The following is a 19,901-nucleotide window of genomic DNA, read 5'->3' on the forward strand; positions in this document are numbered from 1 at the left end:
CAAAAGGAAATACTTATCTTGTCTCAAATTATTAAGAAAAGAAATTACTAATCAATTCCTCTCATTTGGTGAGGTAAAGAGAGGCTCAATATGAAAAAACTAGCATTACACTGGAAGATTATTATAGGAATGGTTCTCGGAATCATTTTTGGCTTTATTATGAATATCGTTGATGGCGGTAAAGATTTGGTAACCGATTGGGTGTCGCCATTCGGAACCATATTTATCAATTTATTGAAGCTCATCGCAGTACCTTTAATTTTGGCTTCATTGATTAAAGGCATTTCAGATTTAAAGGATATTTCAAAAATAAAATCGATGGGTCTGCGCACCATAAGTATCTATATTAGTACCACATTGGTCGCTATAATTATCGGGCTGGGAATTGTAAATACTGCAAAACCTGGAGATGGTATGCCCCAAGACACCATTGAAAAGATAAAATTAAAATACGCAAATGATACGGGGGTTACAGATAAAATTACGGAGGCAACTGCACAGAAAGATGCGGGGCCGTTAAGAGCATTGGTAGATATTTTTCCAAGTAACATCTTTCAGTCTTTTGCCGAAGCGTCCATGCTTCAGGTGATATTCTTTGCTTTGTTTGTTGGTATTTGTCTGCTTTTAATTGGTGAAAAGAAAGCAAAACCACTGATTGATTTTTTCGATTCCTTGAATGAAGTCGTTATGAAAATGGTCGATTTAATCATGCTTTTTGCACCTTATGCAGTTTTTGCACTTTTGGCAAACGTCATTATCGCTTTTGATGATGCCGAAATTTTAGTGAAATTAATTTACTATTCATTATGCGTGGTTGGTGGACTCATTTTAATGATTGGTTTTTACATGCTTTTAGTTAAGGTTTTTACAAAAAAATCACCATTCTGGTTTTTAAAGCAAATCAGTCCTGCGCAATTGCTGGCATTTTCAACCAGTAGTAGTGCTGCCACTTTACCTGTAACTATGGAGCGAGTTGAAGAACACATTGGTGTAGACAAGGAAGTTTCTGGTTTTGTGCTTCCGGTTGGTGCTACTGTAAATATGGATGGCACCAGTTTGTATCAAGGCATAGCGGCCGTATTTATTATGCAGGTTATTTGGCCAGAAGGTTTAACGTTTACCAACCAATTGGTCATTGTTCTAACGGCATTATTGGCTTCTATTGGAAGTGCAGCTGTGCCTAGCGCAGGAATGGTCATGTTGGTTATTGTATTGGAATCTATTGGTTTTCCAGCAGAATTATTGCCCATTGGCTTGGCACTCATTTTTGCGGTTGATAGGCCTTTGGACATGTGTAGGACCGTTGTAAACGTAACTGGTGATGCTACGGTCTCTACGATGGTTGCAAAGTCGTTGGGCAAGTTGCACGACCCAAAACCAAAAGAGTGGGATGACCATTATGAAGAAGTGAAATAAACAGAGAACAAGTTTTTATCAAAAACTTTGTGAATCGTTTACCCTGAGCACAGTCGAAGGGCCTTTTAAAACTAATAATTTTTGAATTTTGGTTTTTAATAATTAATTATGGAATTAAAATCTTCTGTTGTTTCAGTTCAATGGCTGAACGAAAATTTAAATGGTGAAAACTTAGTCGTTTTAGATGGCACCATAGGAAAAATATTTGATGCTTCACAAAAGCAAATTTTGAATGCCCGTTTTTTTGATATCAAAACAAAATTTAGCGATACCTCAAATCCCTGCCCCAGCGCATTTCCTTCAACAGAACAATTTCAAAAAGAAGCACGAGCCCTTGGAATCAACAATAACAGCGCTATTGTGGTTTATGACCATAAAGGAATTTACTCCAGCGCAAGGGTTTGGTGGATGTTCAGGGCTTTTGGTTTTGATAATATAGCGGTTTTAAATGGTGGTTTTCCAGCTTGGTTGAAGGCAAACTATCCAACTGAAAACATGAAACCTTACAATAGTGGAAAAGGAAATTTTACCGCAAAACTTCAGCCTAATTTTATGATGTTTTTTAATGATGTAAAACAGGCTTCGGAAAAAAGCACTCATACCATTATTGATGCCCGTTCGGCAAACCGATTTAAATGTATTGAACCTGAGCCACGGTCAGGATTACGTATGGGAACCATTCCCAATTCTGTTAATTTACCCTATACGGATTTGTTGGAAAATGGAGCGTTTAAATCTATAGAAGTATTAGATAAAGCCTTTTCACAACTAATAAGCGAAAAACCGGTTGTTTTTTCATGTGGTTCTGGTATCACGGCTTGCGTTTTAGGCCTTGGTGCGCATATGGCCGGTTACAAAAATATTTCGGTTTATGATGGCTCTTGGACAGAGTGGGGCAGTTTGGTAAAAGAATGAGGCCTAATAGAGTTCAAATTAGACCTCATTAAAGAAGCTGTTTACAAGTTTATCGATTTATATTTCGGATATTTTAGTGCGTACGAGAACTTATAAGTCTTTGTTTCAGTAGGTATTATGTTCACTGTCCATTTAAGCAATCCTTTTTTGGAATTGTATTCGCAATCGTCATACTCAATATCATCAACTTTTATGTCTTTGTTTTGGCTTATGGGAATTCTATCCATGATGATTAAATCTATTGCTGATTTTTTATTGTTTTTAAGTTCAATTTCATAGGCTTTGTTCACTATTTCATTGCTTCCGATAGTGTTTGTTTTTTTGAAGTTATTGGTGGACTTACGTTTTATATTAATGTTCGGGTCAGCGCCAAGTGAAACCGTTAAGCTATCGGTTGTAGCATAAGGATTTACACTTGTTTTTCCAGAATAACTACCTTCAAAATAAATATTGGCTTCTCCTGGTAGGAGATTGTACTGCTGCCATTCACCAATTTTAGCCGTTAAGAACACATTTTCGTTTGCAATAGGAGCAGCAAAATATGAATATGTGGCAGGTACTTCAAAATGGTCAATTTCAATAACCGAAATATCACCATCAGATGGAATGGTTTGCTGTTTTTGTATTTCAAAATTGGTGTTGTTGATGCCTTCAACAATGAGGTCGCCAGTTGCAGTTTGGTTTTCCTTTGGCTTGCTATAATTGTTGGTAAAGTCATTTATTTTGATGGAAGAAACACTTCCGGTTACATCACTTCTTTTGTTTTTACCATACCCAACAACCACAACTTCGTCAAGCATCTGCATATCTTCCTCCAAATTCAAATTTATAATACTGGAGTGTATGGGTAAACTTTCACTTTTAAACCCCACATACGAAAACACCAATTCCCTACCGCCGTTGGTTAGTATGGAATACGCACCATCAAAATCGGTGGTCGTACCTTTGCTAGTACCTTTAACAATTACATTTGCCCCGGGCAAAGGAACACCAGAAGCATCTGTAACAATACCACTTACAGTTTGAATGAAGGGATTATATTTGTAATTATAGTTTTTTACAGAGTTCTCACTTTGATAATAACCACTTGTAAAGTTTAAATATTTTGGGCTAAGCTCTGGTTTTAAGTTATTTGTGTAGGGGTCGTTGGTGGAAAGCGTAAGCTTAACCTCCTCCCAATTCGTACCCGTATTCTGGTAGACATGGGCTTTGTAGGCCAAATTTAAAGGTTTGTTTATGTCTTGGGCCTTAAGGTCGTAAATGGGAAACCAGCCTGCGTTCGTAACATTATATGTTATGGTTAAATTGAGTTGAACAGCACTTGTAGTGTTAAGTTTGAGCTTTATTTCACCAGTTTGTACTTTATCATCAACATTCAGTTCTCTCAATTGACTTTTAAGTGCGTTAATCTCGATATCCAGTTCGCGTTTCTTTTTAACTGATTTATGGATTGCATTTTTAACTTCGGTTACCCGTTTTCTGTAATAAGCTGTAAATTCCTTTAGTTTTTCGAGGCTGACCACTTGGTTGCTGTTTCCCAATTGCCGATTTTCAGTGATGATGTTCAGCTCTTCTTCATATCCGGAAATTAAATCATCTTCAAGTTGAATGAGGTCGTTAAGCGCTTTGATTTTATCTTGAAATGCTTCAATATCCTCAGATTTGTCCTGTTTAGTGATGTAGTTTATGCCATAGTTGATGGAAATAATTGAAGCATTTTTTAATCCTGAAACCTGAATGCTGTTTTCTTGAATATATGGCGAAAGCTTACCAAAGTTGAATTGGGTAGTGCCAATGGGCAAGATTATATTGGCAGTTCTAGTAATTTCGGCACCATTTACAAATACCGTTACGGCTTTAACTGTTGAGGGGATTGGCTTGTCGTTGTTTGAAAAGGAAAGGGAATAGCTTAATAGAAAAAGAAGAATGGAATATTTCATGACTTTGGATTTTTTAGTTTACAGTAAAACTATTTAAACCCTGAAAGAATGAAAATGAACAATGAGTAAACACACCTAAAATGAAGGTTAATGAGGTGTTTGGTTTAGAGAGGTATGGGTTTAATCTAAAAACTTGCTTTTAAGTTCGGGTGTGGGAATCATACAAGCGTCTTTTTTTCCATACCATTTATAGCGGTTTTTGGCTATAAAATCGTAAACCCAATTGCGAATAAAAGTAGGAACAATGAAAAACACACCTATAAGATTTCGCGGAAAACCTAACTTTGAGCCTATTTTTAGAGCTGCAGTAGATTTGTAATCAATGCCTTTTTGAGGATTGTAAAGTAGAATTGAATCTATTTTTGAAGTATCGATATTAAATTTGTCAATAATCCCTTTTCCAGTTTCGCTTTGCAATGCCGTGAACATAAATTGATTCTTTTTGTCATGTTTTATAATATACTGCACACTGCTGTTGCAAAGGTTGCAAACGCCATCAAAAAGGATAAGTTGTTTATTTTGGGGGATGTCAATCATATTTTGTTGCCAAAGCTAAAACCTGCAATTTAGTCGATTTAAAAGTATTTTTCTGACAAATATAAAGTTTTAAAGGCTACTTAAAAAATCGTTTAAATCGGTTTCTTTATCTAAATCAAGCTTCTTTTTAAGTCTATATTTACTTTTTTAAAAGGCTGCCGGGTAAACATTGAGCATTAAGACGATTTCTTTTGTAGAAAGGTTCATGCGCAGAAATGAAGCCAACCTTGTTTTATTTTCGGTGATATCGGTATAAATATCCTTGAGTTTATTATCAAAATTGTTGTGTGCTTCAAAGAAAGATGATTTGAAAAATCATTAAATATTAACTTTTAACAGCCTCAACAAGTTCTAATTGTTCAAGACTAACATTGGTGGTAAACATGCCGTAATTCACCACGGCCTTGTTTTTTTCAATTTTATCAATAGTGCCAATGGCTCGTCCATCTTCCATACGCACACGGTCGCCAATTTTTAAAACGGGTTTTGGTTTAGGGGTTTCAATGGTTTTTGTCTTTTCAGCTTTTTTCTTTTTTCTTATGACTTCAACTTTCTTTTCAACCTCTTGTTTTACTTGTTTTTCTTTTTCTTTTTCCGCTTGTTTTTGCTTTGCTGATATCTTTTTGCGCTTGGAGTTTTCTATCTGAACCAGCTTGAAAAGTTCATCCATAAGCTCTCGTTTGCGCTTATTTTCAAAATATTTTTCGGCAATGTCGTTAACCTTTTGCCCTAAATAGATTAAACGCTGGTTGCTATCGTATAATTCTTGGTAGCTTTCCAATTTCTTTTGGATTTTTGAGTTTATTTCTTCAAGTCTATCTGCTTCCTCGCTTTTTTTCTTTTCATTAGCTTTGAGAGACTGACCTGTCTTTTCAAGCTTTGAGCGCTCTTTTTGAAGTTTGGCAATGGTAGCATCAAAACGCACTTTGCTACGTTCAATTTTCTTTTTGGCACGGTTAATCAATCCATACGGAATTCCGTTTTTCTGGGCTACTTCAAAGGTAAAACTGCTTCCTGCTTGCCCGATGACGAGTTTAAAAAGAGGTTCCAAAGTGCGTTCGTCAAAAAGCATGTTGGCATTCAGCATAAAGGGCATTTCGTTGGCCAAAATCTTTAAGTTGGAATAGTGTGTAGTTATAATCCCGAATGCTTCACGATGGTAAAATTCCTCTAAAAAGGTTTCTGCCAAAGCTCCGCCCAATTCTGGGTCACTACCTGTTCCAAATTCATCAATTAAAAAGAGCGTGTTTTTGTTGCACTTCTTCAAGAAATAATTCATCTGTTTTAAGCGGTAGCTGTAGGTGCTCAAATGGTTTTCTATGGATTGGTTATCGCCAATATCACTTAAAACCTTGTCAAATAAACAAACCTTGCTGCGTTCATGTACTGGAATTAGCATCCCACTTTGAAACATGACTTGTAACAAACCAACAGTCTTTAAAGTAATGCTTTTACCTCCAGCATTGGGACCAGAAATAACAATGATTCTGCTATCCTGCTTTAGGGTAATTGTTTGTGGGAATGTTTTTTCTCTCTTTTTTAAATTGGTTAAATAAAGCAGTGGGTGATAGGCATCACGTAAATGCATGCTTTTATCTTCTGAAAACTCGGGGAGAATGGCGTTGATGGATTTGGCGTATTTTGCCTTAGCGGAAATCACATCGATATCAATCAAAAACGATTGGTAATCTATTAAAAGGTCCAAAAACGGACGTATAAAGTTGGTTACTTCTTTTAAAATTCGGATTATTTCTTCATGCTCTTCGTACTCCAGATTGTTGAGCTCTCGTGTATGTTGTAAGGTCGTTTCGGGCTCTATGTAAACAATGCTTCCTGTTTTGCTACCACCCATTATGGCTCCTTTAACTTTACGTCTGTACATGGCTTTTACGGCCAAAACACGTTTATTATCCACTACGGTTTCCCGAATATCGTCAAGATATTCAAGATTGTGGTAGGTGTTTAAAGCCGTGGTAAAGCTGGCGTTTATTTTACCTTTTATGTTGTTTATGGATTGGCGGAGTTGAAAAAGCAAATCGGAAGCATGGTCTTTAACATCCCCAAACCGATCAACAATAGAGTCGATTTTTTCAATCAACACATTTGTAACTTCAATTTGTGAGGCAAACTGCTGAAGATTGGGGTAATATTCCCCAAACTTATTTAAAAAAGTAACAATGCCGTTTACCGTTACAGACATAGCTGCAATCTTTCTTAAGCCGTGAACATCCAAATAGGTATTCTCAATTTTCAAAAGTTTTATTTCTTTTGAAATGGAATCGAAGCTATGATTGGGAATTCGGTTATCATTATAAAACGACGATACATAATCGTTGGTTAAACTCAACGAAAAAAGCAAATCTTCCTTGGTTTTATAAGGGCCAATCTCTAATGCTTTTTCATTTCCAAGGGGTGTAATACAATGTTCGCTAACTTGTTGTAAAACGGTAGGAAACTCTAAATCCTGTAATGTTTTTTCGTGAATATGAATCATTCCTTTGCTACGCATCTTAAAAAAGACATGCAAAGTTAAAAGAATATCTTAAGTAGCTCAATGCTTCTTAAAAAATAGTTAATTAACAGTGAATCAGGTTTCTTTAACAAAACACTAACATCTGCAGATTCGATTTCTCTCTAACTTGGTGTTCGAATCAATCAATAAACTTCAGTTATTATGAAAAAAAATTACCTTTCTTCAATTTTCACCTGCTTTTTTCTAGTAATCAGTTTCAACTCCTTTGCTCAATTAAACACCCCCCGTGGAAGCCAACAGGCAACCGTGTCACAACGTGTTGGTATCTCAGATGTTTCTATAACTTACTCGCGCCCAAACGTTAATGGGCGTGAAATTTGGGGTAAACTCGTGCCATATGGCATGAATAATCTTGGATTTGGAACGGCTACTGAAGCACCTTGGAGAGCTGGAGCCAATGAAAATACGATTATTACGTTTACACACGATGCCAAACTGGAAGGTAAACCAATAGAAGCTGGCACTTATGGACTTCACGTGAATGTAAAAGACAAAAATAATGCCACCATCATTTTATCAAAAGATGCTGATGCTTGGGGTAGTTTCTTTTATGATGAAGCCCATGACGCGTTGAGGGTGGATGTAAAAACCAATGTAGTTTCACACAGGGAGTTATTGACGTATGAATTTAACGATGTTGGACCATCTTCTGCCACGGTCTCTTTAATTTGGGAGAAAAAGGAAATACCGTTTATAATAGAATTTGATGTGAAAGAAATTGTGCTGAATGACATCAGGGGAAAACTAAAAGGCCAAAACGGATTTATAAGGCAGAATTGGGAACTAGCTGCGCGATACGCCTTAAATAATGAAGGTGATTTGAACGAAGCTTTAGACTGGATTGATAGTGCAATTTCAGGGAATTTTTACAGTGAAAAAACCTTTAATAATTTGGCTATTAAAGGACAGATATTAAATAAGTTAGGTAAACCGAATGAATATGCTACTTTAATGGACGAGGCAGCAACCATGGCAAATAAAAATCAGCTAAATAATTTAGGTTATCAAATGTTGGGGATAAAAGATTTCGATAGAGCCTTAAAGTATTTTAAGAAGAATGTGGCCGACAACCCAAAGAATGCAAATTGTTATGACAGTTTAGGTGAATGCTACAAAATGATGGGCGATAAGAAAAATGCAATAAAAAACTTGAGAAAATCGTTATCGCTTAACCCGTCTGCTAAAGTTAAGGCTAATTCAGAGAAACTTTTGGCGGAACTCAACGCCACATAAAATATCATCAATCAAACTACGACAGTAACTTTAGGCTCAATCAATAATTTGGTTGGGCCTTTAACTTATGTAATTCCAGATATTCTTAAACTTGCTAAGTTGTCTGTAGGTATTCAAAATGACTTTGTTGTCGGTATTAGAGAGTGTGGGGTCTTCGTTTATGATTTTTTTCGCATAATATCTAGCAGATTGAAGAATGTCCTTGTCCTTTACTATATCGGCTATTTTTAGGTTTAAAACCCCACTTTGTTGGGTGCCCATAATATCGCCAGGGCCTCTTAGTTTTAAATCAACCTCGGCAATTTCAAAGCCATCACTGGTTTTCACCATGGTTTCCAAACGGATTTTGCTGTCATTACTGAGTTTATGTCCGGTCATTAAAATGCAATAGCTTTGTTCGGCGCCTCGCCCAACACGCCCGCGCAATTGGTGCAATTGGGATAGCCCAAAGCGTTCGGCACTTTCAATAATCATCACCGAGGCGTTGGGTACGTTAACACCCACTTCAATAACAGTAGTGGCTACCATAATTTGGGTTTCGCCCTTAATAAAGCGTTGCATTTCGTAGTCTTTATCGGCAGGTTTCATTTTGCCATGAACAATGGAAATTTGGTAGTCAGGCATTGGGAAATCCCTTGAAATACTTTCATAACCATCCATTAAATCCTTGTAGTCCAAGGCTTCGCTCTCTTGAATCAATGGATAGACTATGTAGACCTGCCTTTCTTTGGCAATTTCGTCTCTAATGAATCGGAATACATTCAAACGGTTTTTGTCATACCGGTGAACCGTTTTAACGGGTTTTCTTCCAGCGGGTAATTCATCTATAACAGAAATATCCAAATCGCCATAAACCGACATGGCCAATGTGCGTGGAATAGGTGTTGCAGTCATCACCAAAATATGTGGTGGATTCAAATTTTTATGCCATAATTTACTTCTTTGGGCCACACCAAAACGATGCTGTTCGTCTATTATGGCGAGCCCTAAATTTTTAAATTTCACCTTGTCTTCAAGTAGGGCATGGGTGCCAATGAGGATCTGTAAATCGCCATTTTCCAAAGATTCATGAATTTCTTTTCGTTCTGAAGTTTTAGTTGAACCAGTTAATATTGAAATACTGATATTCAATTTATTACATAATTCAAGTAAACCGTTATAGTGCTGGACTGACAAAATTTCAGTCGGAGCCATCAAACAAGCTTGAAAACCGTTGTCAAGTGCGATTAACATTGACATGAACGCCACTATGGTCTTTCCGGAACCCACATCGCCCTGCAAGAGTCGGTTCATTTGGGCATTACTGCCTAAGTCGGCTCTAATTTCCTTTAAAACACGTTTTTGGGCATTGGTCAATTCAAAGGATAAATGATTGTTGAAGAAGGTATTAAAATAGTGTCCGACTTTTTCAAAAACAAAGCCTTTAATTTTGGTTTTATGAATCAGGTTTTTAATGATAAGCTGCAATTGGATATAGAAGAATTCTTCAAATTTTAGCCGAAATTGTGCTTTAGAAAGTAACTCTTGGCTCTTGGGAAAATGCACATTAAAAAGAGCTTCACTTTTTGACAATAGTTTTAGTTCAGAAAGTAAATTTTCGGAAAGCGATTCGCTAAACCTTCCATTGGTTTCGATAAATAATTGCTCGACAATTTTACATAAAACACGATTCGTGATGCCTTTATTCAATAGTTTTTCTGTGGAAGGGTAAATGGGTTGCATGGCCGAGCGCAAGTTTTTTTGATGCTCTTCCAGCAATTCCAATTCAGGATGCGCCATTGAAAACTTGCCGTTAAACCAGTTGGTTCTGCCAAATGCCACATAGGGTTTGTTTGGTTTCAGGCTTTCCCTAATCCATTTTTGCCCACGAAACCAGACCAGTTCCATCGTTCCTGTTTCATCTTGAAAGTTGGCCACCAAACGTTTGCCGCGCTTTTGGGCCACTTCTTTAAACTCAATGATTTTACCAATAACCTGCACATCGGCATTGTTTCGTTGTAAGGTGTTAATGGTGTAATAGTGCGTTCTATCAATATATCTATTTGGAAATAAATTGATTAAATCTTGGTAGGTGTGTATGCCCAACTCCTTACGAAATAAATCGGCTCGGTTTGGGCCAACGCCTTTTAGGTAGTCTAGAGGAGTTTGAAGGTTTACGGACATGAAGGCGAATTTAAGCAATTCAGTTAAAAAAATAATGACTTATTAAATTCATAAAAATGGATTCGCTTTAAAAGTTTTTTTCTCGGATTACTGATTTGATGTTGAAAATTATTGAAAACAATCATTTTTTAATTGAAAATTATCTTCCAATGGTTAAATTTGGCACATTTAAAGGATAAAGCATTTTAGATTGATGAGAAAGCTGAACGATTTTATTTGGGAAACACACGGTATTCACGCAGGAACGGAACAAGACCATGTAAAGCATGGTATTGATAAGCTGGAGGACATTATTGATAAGGCCATTGAAGCCGGAAACCCAAGTATTACCTTCATCATACATTCGCCACGATTGACCAATTTTAGGTATATCGCCGAGCGTGATACGAATGTAAAGTTTATTCGTGGAAATAGGTCCTATTTAAATTACCCAAAGCGTATTGCTAATCTTCGCGAAAAGTACGAAGGACAAATCAACATAAAATATGGCGTAGAGCTGGAATGGATGGGGCCTGATTTAGGATTGCAATGGAGCCGTTCAAAGATTTTTCAAGCTGAGGATGCCGATTACGTGATTGGTTCTGTACATTTCGCCCCTGAAGGATTGCCTTATGATGGCTCTAAAGAAGAAGCTTTGGAATTATTGAAAATTCGTGGAAGCCTTGAAGCCTATTGGGATGGATATTTCAACGAGATGATCCAGATGATTGAATGTTTTGGGGATATGATTCAAATTATAGGTCATATTGATTTACCAAAGTTGAATGTTGATATGCCCGAAGCTTTAGTGAATTTTGAAACCAGTGCACATCCTTTGGCTAATAAATTTAGAACACTTTTAGAACTAATTGCTGACCGTAATTTAGCTTTGGATGTTAATATGGCTGGAAAATTTAAAGGAGTCGGCGTGTATCCAACACAAAACATATTACGTCGTGCCAACGAGCTTCAAATTCCTGTTTGTGTGGGTACAGATACCCACCATGTACGTTATTACGGTTTAAATTACAAGGAAAGTTTGGAGTATATTCAGGAGGCAGGTTATGAAAGTTATGTCAGTTATTCAAAGCTAATTCCTGAAAACCGTACCATTTTTGACGACCATGAACTCAAGGTAAAATACACGGTCTTAAATAAAGGTATCGAATTGTTAAATCAACGATTGGATAGCGCCCACAGAAGAATAATTCCGGATTTTTCATTCGGAGGATCCTTTTTAGAGTTTGTTGATATTTACAAAAACTCCACGGGAATGGGTGATTATAACGCCATAAGAATCCGTAAATGGGGCAAATCCATCACCGTTACAAACGAAAACCCTAAACCGTCCGGCAGAAGGGTCAACGGGTTGTTTTCAGAGCATTTAGATAAACCTGGGGTAATTTCTTCATTGTTTAACACTTTGGCTTCCGAGGGCATCAATGTGGAAACTGCTCGGCTAAAATCAAACAACGATGGTACTGCTGTTGCATTTTTGTCCATCGACAATAAAAATGGAAATGTACAAAGCGCCATAGACTTTATTAATGGAACAGATACAGGCACTTTTACCAAATTAACTTATAAGGAAAATGCCGAACTGCCCAATTACACCCATGAAGGCGTGCATTTGCTTGAAATGGATGGTGTGCGCTTAAACTTGGGATTAAGCGAAAAAGTGATTCTTACAAAACACAATAATGCGCCTGGAGTATTGTTGATTTTGTTGTCGGCTTTGGCCTCAAAACAAATCAACATAATAGATTTGCGCCTCGGTAAATTAAACGAAGTGGGTTATTCTGCATTGGCTATAGACGGCGATAGTAATGTGATTAGAAACTTACTTGCTAAATTGGGCGACCAATATTATGAAGCCAATTTAATTGAGTTTCATAGTTTCTAATTTATTGTCTTCGTTTTTGGACTAATCTTTGCTATCTTGAAACGCATGAAACGTTTAGGATTTCTGCTATGCTTTCTTGTTGCCATTTCTTGGGGGCAGCAAACCGATTATGTTGATTTTAAAACAGCTAAAATAATGGTTGCTTTTAAGCCAGATTCCTCAAAGGTTTTTGGTATTGCTACCTATAAGTTTGATGTTCTAAAGCCTATGGATTCCTTGTATCTGGATGCCGTTTCAATGGAATTTGACAATGTATCAATTAACGAAAAAGTTGTTGATTATAGCAATAGCCAAAAGAAAATTTGGATTAAAAATCATTTTAATGCGAATACAGCTTACGAACTCAGCTTTAATTTCAGTGCAAAGCCGAAAAAGGCCTTGTATTTTATTGATTGGAGGTATGAAGATGGCAATAAACAAATCTGGACGCAAGGCCAAGGCAAATACACTAGCAATTGGTTGCCGTCTATTGACGATATGAACGATAAAATTGAATTCGATTTATCCATTACTTTTGACAAAGGCTACGAAGTCATTTCCAATGGAAAACTAAAAAAGAAGCTTGAGCCAGAATATTTCACAACTTGGATTTACGATATGGAAAATCCCATGAGTAGCTATTTGGTGGCTTTGGCGATTGGTAAATACGATAAAAAAATTGAAACTTCAAAAAGCGGTATTCCTTTGGAAATGTATTATTATCCTGAAGACTCTCTAAAAGTTGAGCCAACATATCGCTACACCAAAAAAATGTTCGATTTTCTGGAAGAAGAAATAGGCGTGCCATATCCTTGGCAAAATTACAAGCAAGTGCCGGTTAAAGACTTTTTGTATGCAGGGATGGAGAACACCGGTTGTACCATTTTTTCTGATAGTTACATGATAGATTCTATTGCGTTTGTAGATAAAAATTATGTAAACGTTAATGCTCACGAGCTGGCACACCAATGGTTTGGCAATCTGGTAACCGAAACTTCAGGAACGCATCATTGGCTTCAAGAAGGTTTTGCAACCTATTTTGCGTTGATGGCCGAAAAAGATATTTTTGGTGAAGATTATTACTATTGGCGATTATACGAATATGCCCAAGAATTGATAGAACAAGATAAAGCAGGAGGAAGCACCTCGCTGTTAGACCCCAAGTCGAGCAGTAGCACGTTTTACAAAAAAGGGGCTTGGGTGTTGCATTTACTTCGTGAACAAGTAGGAGATGAAGTGTTTAAAATAGCGGTAAAAAATTATTTGGAAAAACATCAATTTCAAAATGTGGAAACGGATGATTTTATTGGTGAGGTTGAGAAGGTTAGTGGACAGGATTTGACAGAATTTGTTCAAAATTATTTTAACGATACTGAATTCTTTACAAAGTTTTTGGTGAAAGAAACGATGGAGATGTCTATTGTAAACAAAATGAAAAGAATCACTTTAACCTGTAAAACACATTTTGACAAGTCTCGCGCAAATGTTGATTGGACAGGGCATTTTCCCCAACACATTGATGATCTTTCAAGGGTTATGACTTTTAGGGGGTTGTATAGAGATTCAACTATAAATAAGAATAACTTATTGAAGTTCTTTTTAGTTTCTAATGATTTAAAGGTTCGCCAAGAAATAGCAAAAACCTTAACCAAAATCCCATCCGAACTAAAAACAGACTACGAAACACTTTTAGATGATAAATCATTTATTACTATTGAAGCAGCATTATTCAATCTTTGGAAAAACTTTCCGCAAGAGCGACAAAAATATTTACTCAAAACAAAAGGCATTATAGGGTTTAATGATAAAAACGTTAGGTTGCTTTGGTTAACTTTGGCCTTATTGACCGAAGATTTTGAGCCCGAATACAAATTAACTTATTACAATGAATTGTTGGATTATACCGGCTCGAAATATGGTTTTGAAATTAGGATGGGCGCTTTTCGGTATTTGACTCAAATTCAGGCTTGTAATGATGCATGTAAAGAAAATTTAAAACAGGCCACCAATCACCATAATTGGCAAATGGTTAAATTTTCTAAAGAATTATTGAAGGCAATTGATTAACTTTAAGTAACTAAAATTACCAACAAACTAAATTTGAAAGCATTAGTGATATCTGGAGGGGGAAGTAAAGGCGCTTTTGCCGGTGGTGTGGCCCAGTATCTTATTCAGGATTTAAAGCGAAAATATCAGCTATTTATTGGGACGTCTACAGGTAGTTTGTTGGTGTCCCATCTCGCACTAAACAAAATCGAGAAAATTAAATCTGTCTACACCAGTGTTAACAACGACAGTATTTTTAATGTGTGTCCGTTTATTGTGAAAAAAAGGCACGGCACCCAAAATATTGCCATCAACCATTTAAATGTAATCCGAAATTTTTTAAGAGGAAGTAAAACATTTGGGGAAAGTTTCAGTTTAAGGCATTTAATTGAAAACACCTTGCTTGAAGAAGAATTTCTTAAGTTGAAAACTTCACCATTAGATATTGTGGTAACCGTTTCAAACTTATCGCTTAACCATGTGGAATACAAATCCATAAAAGATTTTAGTTATCATGAATTTTGTGATTGGATCTGGGTGTCCTGTAACTATACGCCATTCATGACTTTGGTAAAGAAGGACGGATGCGAATATGCAGACGGAGGTATGGGGAATATGGTTCCTATTGAAGAAGCCATTAATCGTGGAGCCAAGGAAGTCGACGTCATTATTTTGCAAACTGAAGTCACGCAATTAAATAGAATGCCATCTAAAAACCCCTTTTCCTTAATCACCAATATGTTTGGTTTTATGTTAGACCGTATAGAATCCCAAAACATAAAAATTGGAAAGTTTGTCGCTTCCCATAATGATGTCATTATCAATTTCTATTACGCACCTACCATTTTAACAACAAACTCCCTGATATTTGATGAGCAGCAAATGACGGAATGGTGGCAAGATGGTTATAATTTTGCAAAATTTAAAAACAAAGGACTAAGTCAGTTAGAAAATTAATATGAGGGCATTGGTAATTTCCGGAGGTGGAAGTAAAGGGGCTTATGCGGGTGGTGTTGCCCAATATTTAATACAGGAAGAAGGCAGGGATTACGATTTGTTTTTGGGAACATCAACCGGAAGTTTGCTTGTGCCGCATCTGGCTGCTGGAAAAATTGATAAAATCCATGGTGTTTTCACCAATGTTAACCAAAGCAATATTTTTAGTGTTAATCCTTTTATAGTGCGAAAAAAAGGGAATAGGGAATTCGTTTCCATAGATTTTTTGAATTCGCTTTGGCAATTTATCAAGATGAAACGAACCTTTGGGGAGAGTAGGGCCTTGAGGCGCTATATCAGAAGGCATTTTACCTATGACGAATACCTACTTATCAGAGAAACAAAAGAAGATGTTGTGGTGACCGTTTCCAATTTGTCCAAAAATGGGGTGGAATACAAATCGATAAAAGATTTTAGTTACGATGAGTTTTGTGATTGGATTTGGATTTCGTGCAATTATATTCCATTTATGTCTTTGGTAAAGAGGAATGGTTATGAGTATGCCGACGGCGGCTTGGGGTGCGTGGTACCCATACGGGAGGCTATTTTGCGTGGTGCCACCGAAGTTGATGCCATTGTTTTGGAATCTGAAAACATGGAATACAATAAAGTTTTAGGGAAAAACCCGTATTCCTTAATGATTAATCTGTTTGGCCATTTACTGGATCAAGTAGAGCGGAGTGATATTATTATTGGTAAACTTGCCGCGAAGAACAACAATGTTAATTTGAATCTGTATTATACACCTTCAAAGCTAACGGAGAACTCGCTTATTTTTAATAAAAAACTAATGACTTCTTGGTGGCAACAAGGGTATTTCAATGCGAAGAAAATGTGTCAAGAAGCGCGTTCCAATGAACTTAGGTTAGAATAAAGTTACCACAATTCTGAAACCTCTTCCTTAATATAAGACAATGCCGCATCACTAGGTGAACGGCGTTCCATCATTTCGGTTAAAACCACTTCCCGAAGTTTGTTGGCTGTATCTGTTTTTTCAAGCATACTTGCTTTTCTTATGAGTTGGATTGTGGCATTTTTTGCGGTTGTAACAATGTTCCAACATTTGTCGCTGATGTAAATTTGTTGTGATAAATTATGTTCAAATTCTTGTTCAATATTTTGTATAAGTAAGGATTCATAATCTTCTTTATTTGAAGAAATTGGAGTTATTCTAACTAATAATTTTGAAGGCGATATGCGTTCAAGAAAAAGAGCCATGCGTTCATAAGCTTGTAGGCGAAGTGGCATGGCATTTACCTGAAGGTCTTTCTTGAGTAAAAATCGTCTTCTGCCATCTTCATTTTTAGTGTGTTCCTTAAAAAAATAGTAAGCGATTACGCCAACAATTATCGACGGAACGGCAAATAAAAAAAGGTCTAAAATTCTATCGATTTCCATAAACAGGTGTGTGTTTCAGTTAGGTTATATTTGGTTTGCTACCCAAATATACACATTCTTTTAAATTTTGCATGCCACTAAATGGAACGGGCGTTTTCTCATATCTGTAGGTTCGGCTAAGTTCTTTCGAAAGGTTATGGTCGTCAACATTTATATCCACGTCACTCATTTTAAATTGACAAGGATGTTCATAACCCGCCGTATGTGTTATCTCGATGAATTCTTTCCTAAATGTTTTGAAATATTGTGCCAATCGGGCAGATTTTAATGTAGGGTCGATGCCATTTTGGAGCCACTTGCTCTGTGTAGCCACACCACTGGGACACCGATTAGTATGGCAAACCTGCGCCTGGATACAGCCAATGCTCATCATAGCTTCCCTCGCTACATTAATGCAGTCCGCACCCATGGCAAAAGCCATGGCGGCTTTCGCTGGAAAACCAAGTTTTCCACTGCCTATAAAAACAATGCGCTCTGTCAAGCCATGGTCCTGAAAAAGTTTGTACAAATCGCTAAATCCATAAACCCATGGCAAAGAAACGTGGTCTGCAAAGCTGGGAGGCGCTGCACCTGTGCCGCCTTCTCCGCCATCGACCGTTATAAAATCTGGGCCCTTGCCCGTTTTTTTCATGATACTGGCTAGCTCATGCCACTGATCCAATTTTCCAATGGCCGCTTTTATACCTACGGGTAGACCTGTGGCTTTGGCTATTTCTTCAATAAAATCAACCATTTCTGCTACATTGGAAAAGGCTGAATGGTTTGGAGGTGATAATACATCTTTGCTAAGCTCTACATGTCTGATTTCGGCAATTTCTTTTGTTATTTTGGCCCCTGGAAGTACGCCGCCTTTACCTGGTTTTGCTCCTTGGGATAACTTAACTTCTATGGCACGAACAAAAGGATTGTCTTCAACTAACTTCACCAATTTTTCCATAGAAAAGTTTCCATTTTTATCGCGAACACCAAAATAACCTGTTCCGAAATGGAATATTACATCACCACCGTTGCAATGGTATGGGGATAAGCCTCCTTCGCCTGTATTGTGGTATGCACTCGCCATTTTTACACCTTTATTTAAAGATTCAATGGCTTTTGCTGAAAGCGAACCAAAGCTCATGGCCGATACGTTAATCACAGATGCTGGGCGATATGGTTTCTTTCTTTTATTAAATTCACCCATTATTTTCGCGCAGGGTAAAAAGGATTTATCGAGGTGGTTTGGATGGTTTTCTGGAATTTTGAAAGGCATCATGGCATTGTTGATAAAGATATGCTGATGGGCATAAATGTCCCTGTCTGTGCCAAAGCCCTCATAATTGTTTTCCTTTTTTGCTGAAGCATAAATCCAACTGCGTTCAATACGATTAAAAGGTAGTTCCTCTCTGTTATTGGCCACAAAATATTGGCGCATTTCGGGGCCAATGCTTTCCAACCAATAGCGTAAATGACCAACAATAGGGTAGTTGTGACTTATGGTATGTGCTCTTTGGAAAAATATATCGCGAATGGCAACTAGAGCCAAGGCAATCAAAACCCAGCCCCACCAAGGAATATTTGAAAGGAAATCTAAAATTGTATCCATTTTAATGGTTTAAATAGTCAAAAGTTATTTGGGTGAAGGCTTTTACGCCCAAAAGCATCCCACTTTCATCAATTTTAAAATCTGGTGTGTGGTGTGGGAATGATTCTGTGTTTCCTTTGGTCATTCCACCTAAATAAAAATAAAATCCAGGTACCAGTTCTTGAAAATAAGAGAAGTCTTCCCCAATAGTTTCTGCCTTTATTTGTTTCACGTGACCATCGCCAGCTACTTTTTTAAGTGACGGCAACATTTTTGATACCAATTTATGGTCATTATAAGTAATAGCTGTTTCGTTTGTAGATGAAAAGGTAGCACTTCCACCGTAAGCTTTGGCTATGGTTTCTGTCATTTCGGCCATGCGCTTTAAAATATGTGATTTCATATTAGGGTCGAGGGTTCTGATGGTGCCAATCATTTCTGCCGATTCAGGAATAATATTGAACCGAACACCCCCCGTGATTTTACCAACACTAATTACTGCCGCCTCATTGGTTAATTCGCTTTCACGACTTATGATGGTTTGTAAGCCATCTATTATTTTCGCGGAAATCAAAATGGGGTCAACACCATTCCAAGGTTCTGAGCCATGGGTTTGTTTGCCCTTAACATTAATAACAAAGCGTTCCACTGCGGCCATGGCACCGCCTGGCTTAAAGTGGATTTCACCAACAGGAACACCCGAACGTATGTGTAGCCCAAAAATGGCATCCACTTTGGGGTTTTCTAAAACACCTTCTTTAATCATTAATCGAGAGCCTCCTTCTTCTCCAGGTGGCGGACTTTCCTCGGCAGGTTGAAAGATAAATTTAACTGTGCCATTAATCTTATCCTTGTTTTTTGAGAGGATTTCTGCAACACCCATCAAAATAGCCGTATGTGCGTCATGTCCACAGGCATGCATCACGCCGGTTTCCATATTTAAAAATGTGGTTTTAACTTCACTTTTAAAAGGCAAATCGTTTCTTTCTGTAACAGGCAGGGCATCAATATCCGCTCGAAGTGCAATCACTTTTCCTGGTTTATTTCCTTTTAAGATTCCAACTACGCCTGTGTAGGCTACTCCCGTTTGCACTTCAAGCCCTAAAGATTCTAAATGTTTTGCAATTTTTTCAGCAGTTTTAAACTCTCTGTTGGACAGTTCGGGGTTTTGATGGAAATGGCGTCGCCATTCAATGATTTTAGGCTCAATGTCTTTAAATTGATTTTCTAAGCTGTTTTGCGAGTGAAAATTGAATGTAATTAAGAAAATTGAAAATATTAGTAGAAATCTCATGCTTG

At 37.2% G+C, this 19,901-nt stretch carries 14 protein-coding genes; 7 read left to right on the forward strand and 7 right to left on the reverse strand.

The features are described from left to right. Positions 1-90 precede the first annotated feature (90 nt). Positions 91-1,416: a dicarboxylate/amino acid:cation symporter gene (locus ACB104_RS13880; protein WP_370479658.1), complete on the forward strand. Its 1,326-nt coding sequence runs from the start codon at positions 91-93 to the stop codon at positions 1,414-1,416. Positions 1,417-1,524: 108 nt separating this feature from the next. Continuing rightward, positions 1,525-2,331, forward strand: a complete 807-nt coding sequence (locus ACB104_RS13885) for a sulfurtransferase (protein WP_370479659.1) — start codon at positions 1,525-1,527, stop codon at positions 2,329-2,331. Positions 2,332-2,372: 41 nt separating this feature from the next. Here ACB104_RS13885 and ACB104_RS13890 read toward each other — a convergent pair whose 3' ends face one another. From ACB104_RS13890 to ACB104_RS13900, 3 genes are all read right to left on the reverse strand, one after another. Then, positions 2,373-4,271: a mucoidy inhibitor MuiA family protein gene (locus tag ACB104_RS13890; RefSeq protein WP_370479660.1), complete on the reverse strand. Its 1,899-nt coding sequence runs from the start codon at positions 4,269-4,271 to the stop codon at positions 2,373-2,375. Positions 4,272-4,391: 120 nt separating this feature from the next. Further along, positions 4,392-4,808 (reverse strand): thiol-disulfide oxidoreductase DCC family protein, encoded by a 417-nt coding sequence (locus ACB104_RS13895; protein WP_370479661.1) that lies wholly within the window; start codon positions 4,806-4,808, stop codon positions 4,392-4,394. Between the two features lie 325 nt (positions 4,809-5,133). Beyond that, a complete protein-coding gene (locus tag ACB104_RS13900; protein WP_370479663.1) occupies positions 5,134-7,302 on the reverse strand; it encodes an endonuclease MutS2 in 2,169 nt (722 codons plus the stop codon). A gap of 180 nt (positions 7,303-7,482) precedes the next feature. Here ACB104_RS13900 and ACB104_RS13905 point away from each other — a divergent pair, with 180 nt between their 5' ends. After that, positions 7,483-8,574 (forward strand): DUF2911 domain-containing protein, encoded by a 1,092-nt coding sequence (locus ACB104_RS13905; RefSeq protein ID WP_370479665.1) that lies wholly within the window; start codon positions 7,483-7,485, stop codon positions 8,572-8,574. Between the two features lie 60 nt (positions 8,575-8,634). On the opposite strand, the gene recG is transcribed toward ACB104_RS13905, so the two are convergent. Beyond that, positions 8,635-10,737 (reverse strand): ATP-dependent DNA helicase RecG, encoded by a 2,103-nt coding sequence (gene recG, locus ACB104_RS13910; RefSeq protein ID WP_370479666.1) that lies wholly within the window; start codon positions 10,735-10,737, stop codon positions 8,635-8,637. A 193-nt stretch (positions 10,738-10,930) separates the two neighbouring features. Between recG and ACB104_RS13915 the strand changes: the two genes are divergently transcribed. Genes ACB104_RS13915 through ACB104_RS13930 form a run of 4 tightly spaced genes read left to right on the forward strand, consistent with a single transcriptional unit; the run spans position 10,931 to position 16,514 of the window. Next, complete coding sequence (locus tag ACB104_RS13915; RefSeq protein ID WP_370479668.1) at positions 10,931-12,619, forward strand: histidinol-phosphatase HisJ family protein; 1,689 nt, start codon at positions 10,931-10,933, stop codon at positions 12,617-12,619. A 45-nt stretch (positions 12,620-12,664) separates the two neighbouring features. Continuing rightward, positions 12,665-14,665 (forward strand): M1 family metallopeptidase, encoded by a 2,001-nt coding sequence (locus ACB104_RS13920; RefSeq protein WP_370479670.1) that lies wholly within the window; start codon positions 12,665-12,667, stop codon positions 14,663-14,665. A 33-nt stretch (positions 14,666-14,698) separates the two neighbouring features. After that, a complete protein-coding gene (locus ACB104_RS13925; RefSeq protein WP_370479671.1) occupies positions 14,699-15,601 on the forward strand; it encodes a patatin-like phospholipase family protein in 903 nt (300 codons plus the stop codon). A 1-nt stretch (position 15,602) separates the two neighbouring features. Next, positions 15,603-16,514, forward strand: coding sequence for a patatin-like phospholipase family protein (locus tag ACB104_RS13930; protein WP_370479673.1), 912 nt, complete (start codon positions 15,603-15,605; stop codon positions 16,512-16,514). A gap of 2 nt (positions 16,515-16,516) precedes the next feature. Here the strand turns inward: ACB104_RS13930 and ACB104_RS13935 are convergent, their stop codons facing one another. The 3 genes from ACB104_RS13935 to ACB104_RS13945 are packed head-to-tail and all read right to left on the reverse strand — an operon-like array spanning position 16,517 to position 19,896. After that, on the reverse strand, positions 16,517-17,038 hold the full coding sequence (locus ACB104_RS13935) for a DUF7935 family protein (protein ID WP_370479675.1): 522 nt from the start codon (positions 17,036-17,038) through the stop codon (positions 16,517-16,519). 19 nt (positions 17,039-17,057) lie between these two features. Then, on the reverse strand, positions 17,058-18,623 hold the full coding sequence (locus ACB104_RS13940; protein WP_370479676.1) for an FMN-binding glutamate synthase family protein: 1,566 nt from the start codon (positions 18,621-18,623) through the stop codon (positions 17,058-17,060). Between the two features lies 1 nt (position 18,624). Further along, the gene (locus tag ACB104_RS13945; protein WP_370479678.1) at positions 18,625-19,896 is read right to left on the reverse strand and encodes an amidohydrolase; all 1,272 of its coding nucleotides are present in this window, start codon (positions 19,894-19,896) and stop codon (positions 18,625-18,627) included. Between the last annotated feature and the right edge of the window lie 5 nt (positions 19,897-19,901).

Origin of the sequence: Tamlana flava (assembly GCF_041287255.1) — a bacterium.
GTDB lineage: Bacteria > Bacteroidota > Bacteroidia > Flavobacteriales > Flavobacteriaceae > Tamlana > Tamlana flava.

Coding starts and splice junctions, on each gene's coding strand:
- ACB104_RS13880 (WP_370479658.1), top strand. CDS start 91: ATGAAAAAACTAGCATTACACTGGAAGATTATTATAGGAATGGTTCTC.
- ACB104_RS13885 (WP_370479659.1), top strand. CDS start 1,525: ATGGAATTAAAATCTTCTGTTGTTTCAGTTCAATGGCTGAACGAAAAT.
- ACB104_RS13890 (WP_370479660.1), bottom strand. CDS start 4,271: ATGAAATATTCCATTCTTCTTTTTCTATTAAGCTATTCCCTTTCCTTT.
- ACB104_RS13895 (WP_370479661.1), bottom strand. CDS start 4,808: ATGATTGACATCCCCCAAAATAAACAACTTATCCTTTTTGATGGCGTT.
- ACB104_RS13900 (WP_370479663.1), bottom strand. CDS start 7,302: ATGATTCATATTCACGAAAAAACATTACAGGATTTAGAGTTTCCTACC.
- ACB104_RS13905 (WP_370479665.1), top strand. CDS start 7,483: ATGAAAAAAAATTACCTTTCTTCAATTTTCACCTGCTTTTTTCTAGTA.
- recG (WP_370479666.1), bottom strand. CDS start 10,737: ATGTCCGTAAACCTTCAAACTCCTCTAGACTACCTAAAAGGCGTTGGC.
- ACB104_RS13915 (WP_370479668.1), top strand. CDS start 10,931: ATGAGAAAGCTGAACGATTTTATTTGGGAAACACACGGTATTCACGCA.
- ACB104_RS13920 (WP_370479670.1), top strand. CDS start 12,665: ATGAAACGTTTAGGATTTCTGCTATGCTTTCTTGTTGCCATTTCTTGG.
- ACB104_RS13930 (WP_370479673.1), top strand. CDS start 15,603: ATGAGGGCATTGGTAATTTCCGGAGGTGGAAGTAAAGGGGCTTATGCG.
- ACB104_RS13935 (WP_370479675.1), bottom strand. CDS start 17,038: ATGGAAATCGATAGAATTTTAGACCTTTTTTTATTTGCCGTTCCGTCG.
- ACB104_RS13940 (WP_370479676.1), bottom strand. CDS start 18,623: ATGGATACAATTTTAGATTTCCTTTCAAATATTCCTTGGTGGGGCTGG.
- ACB104_RS13945 (WP_370479678.1), bottom strand. CDS start 19,896: ATGAGATTTCTACTAATATTTTCAATTTTCTTAATTACATTCAATTTT.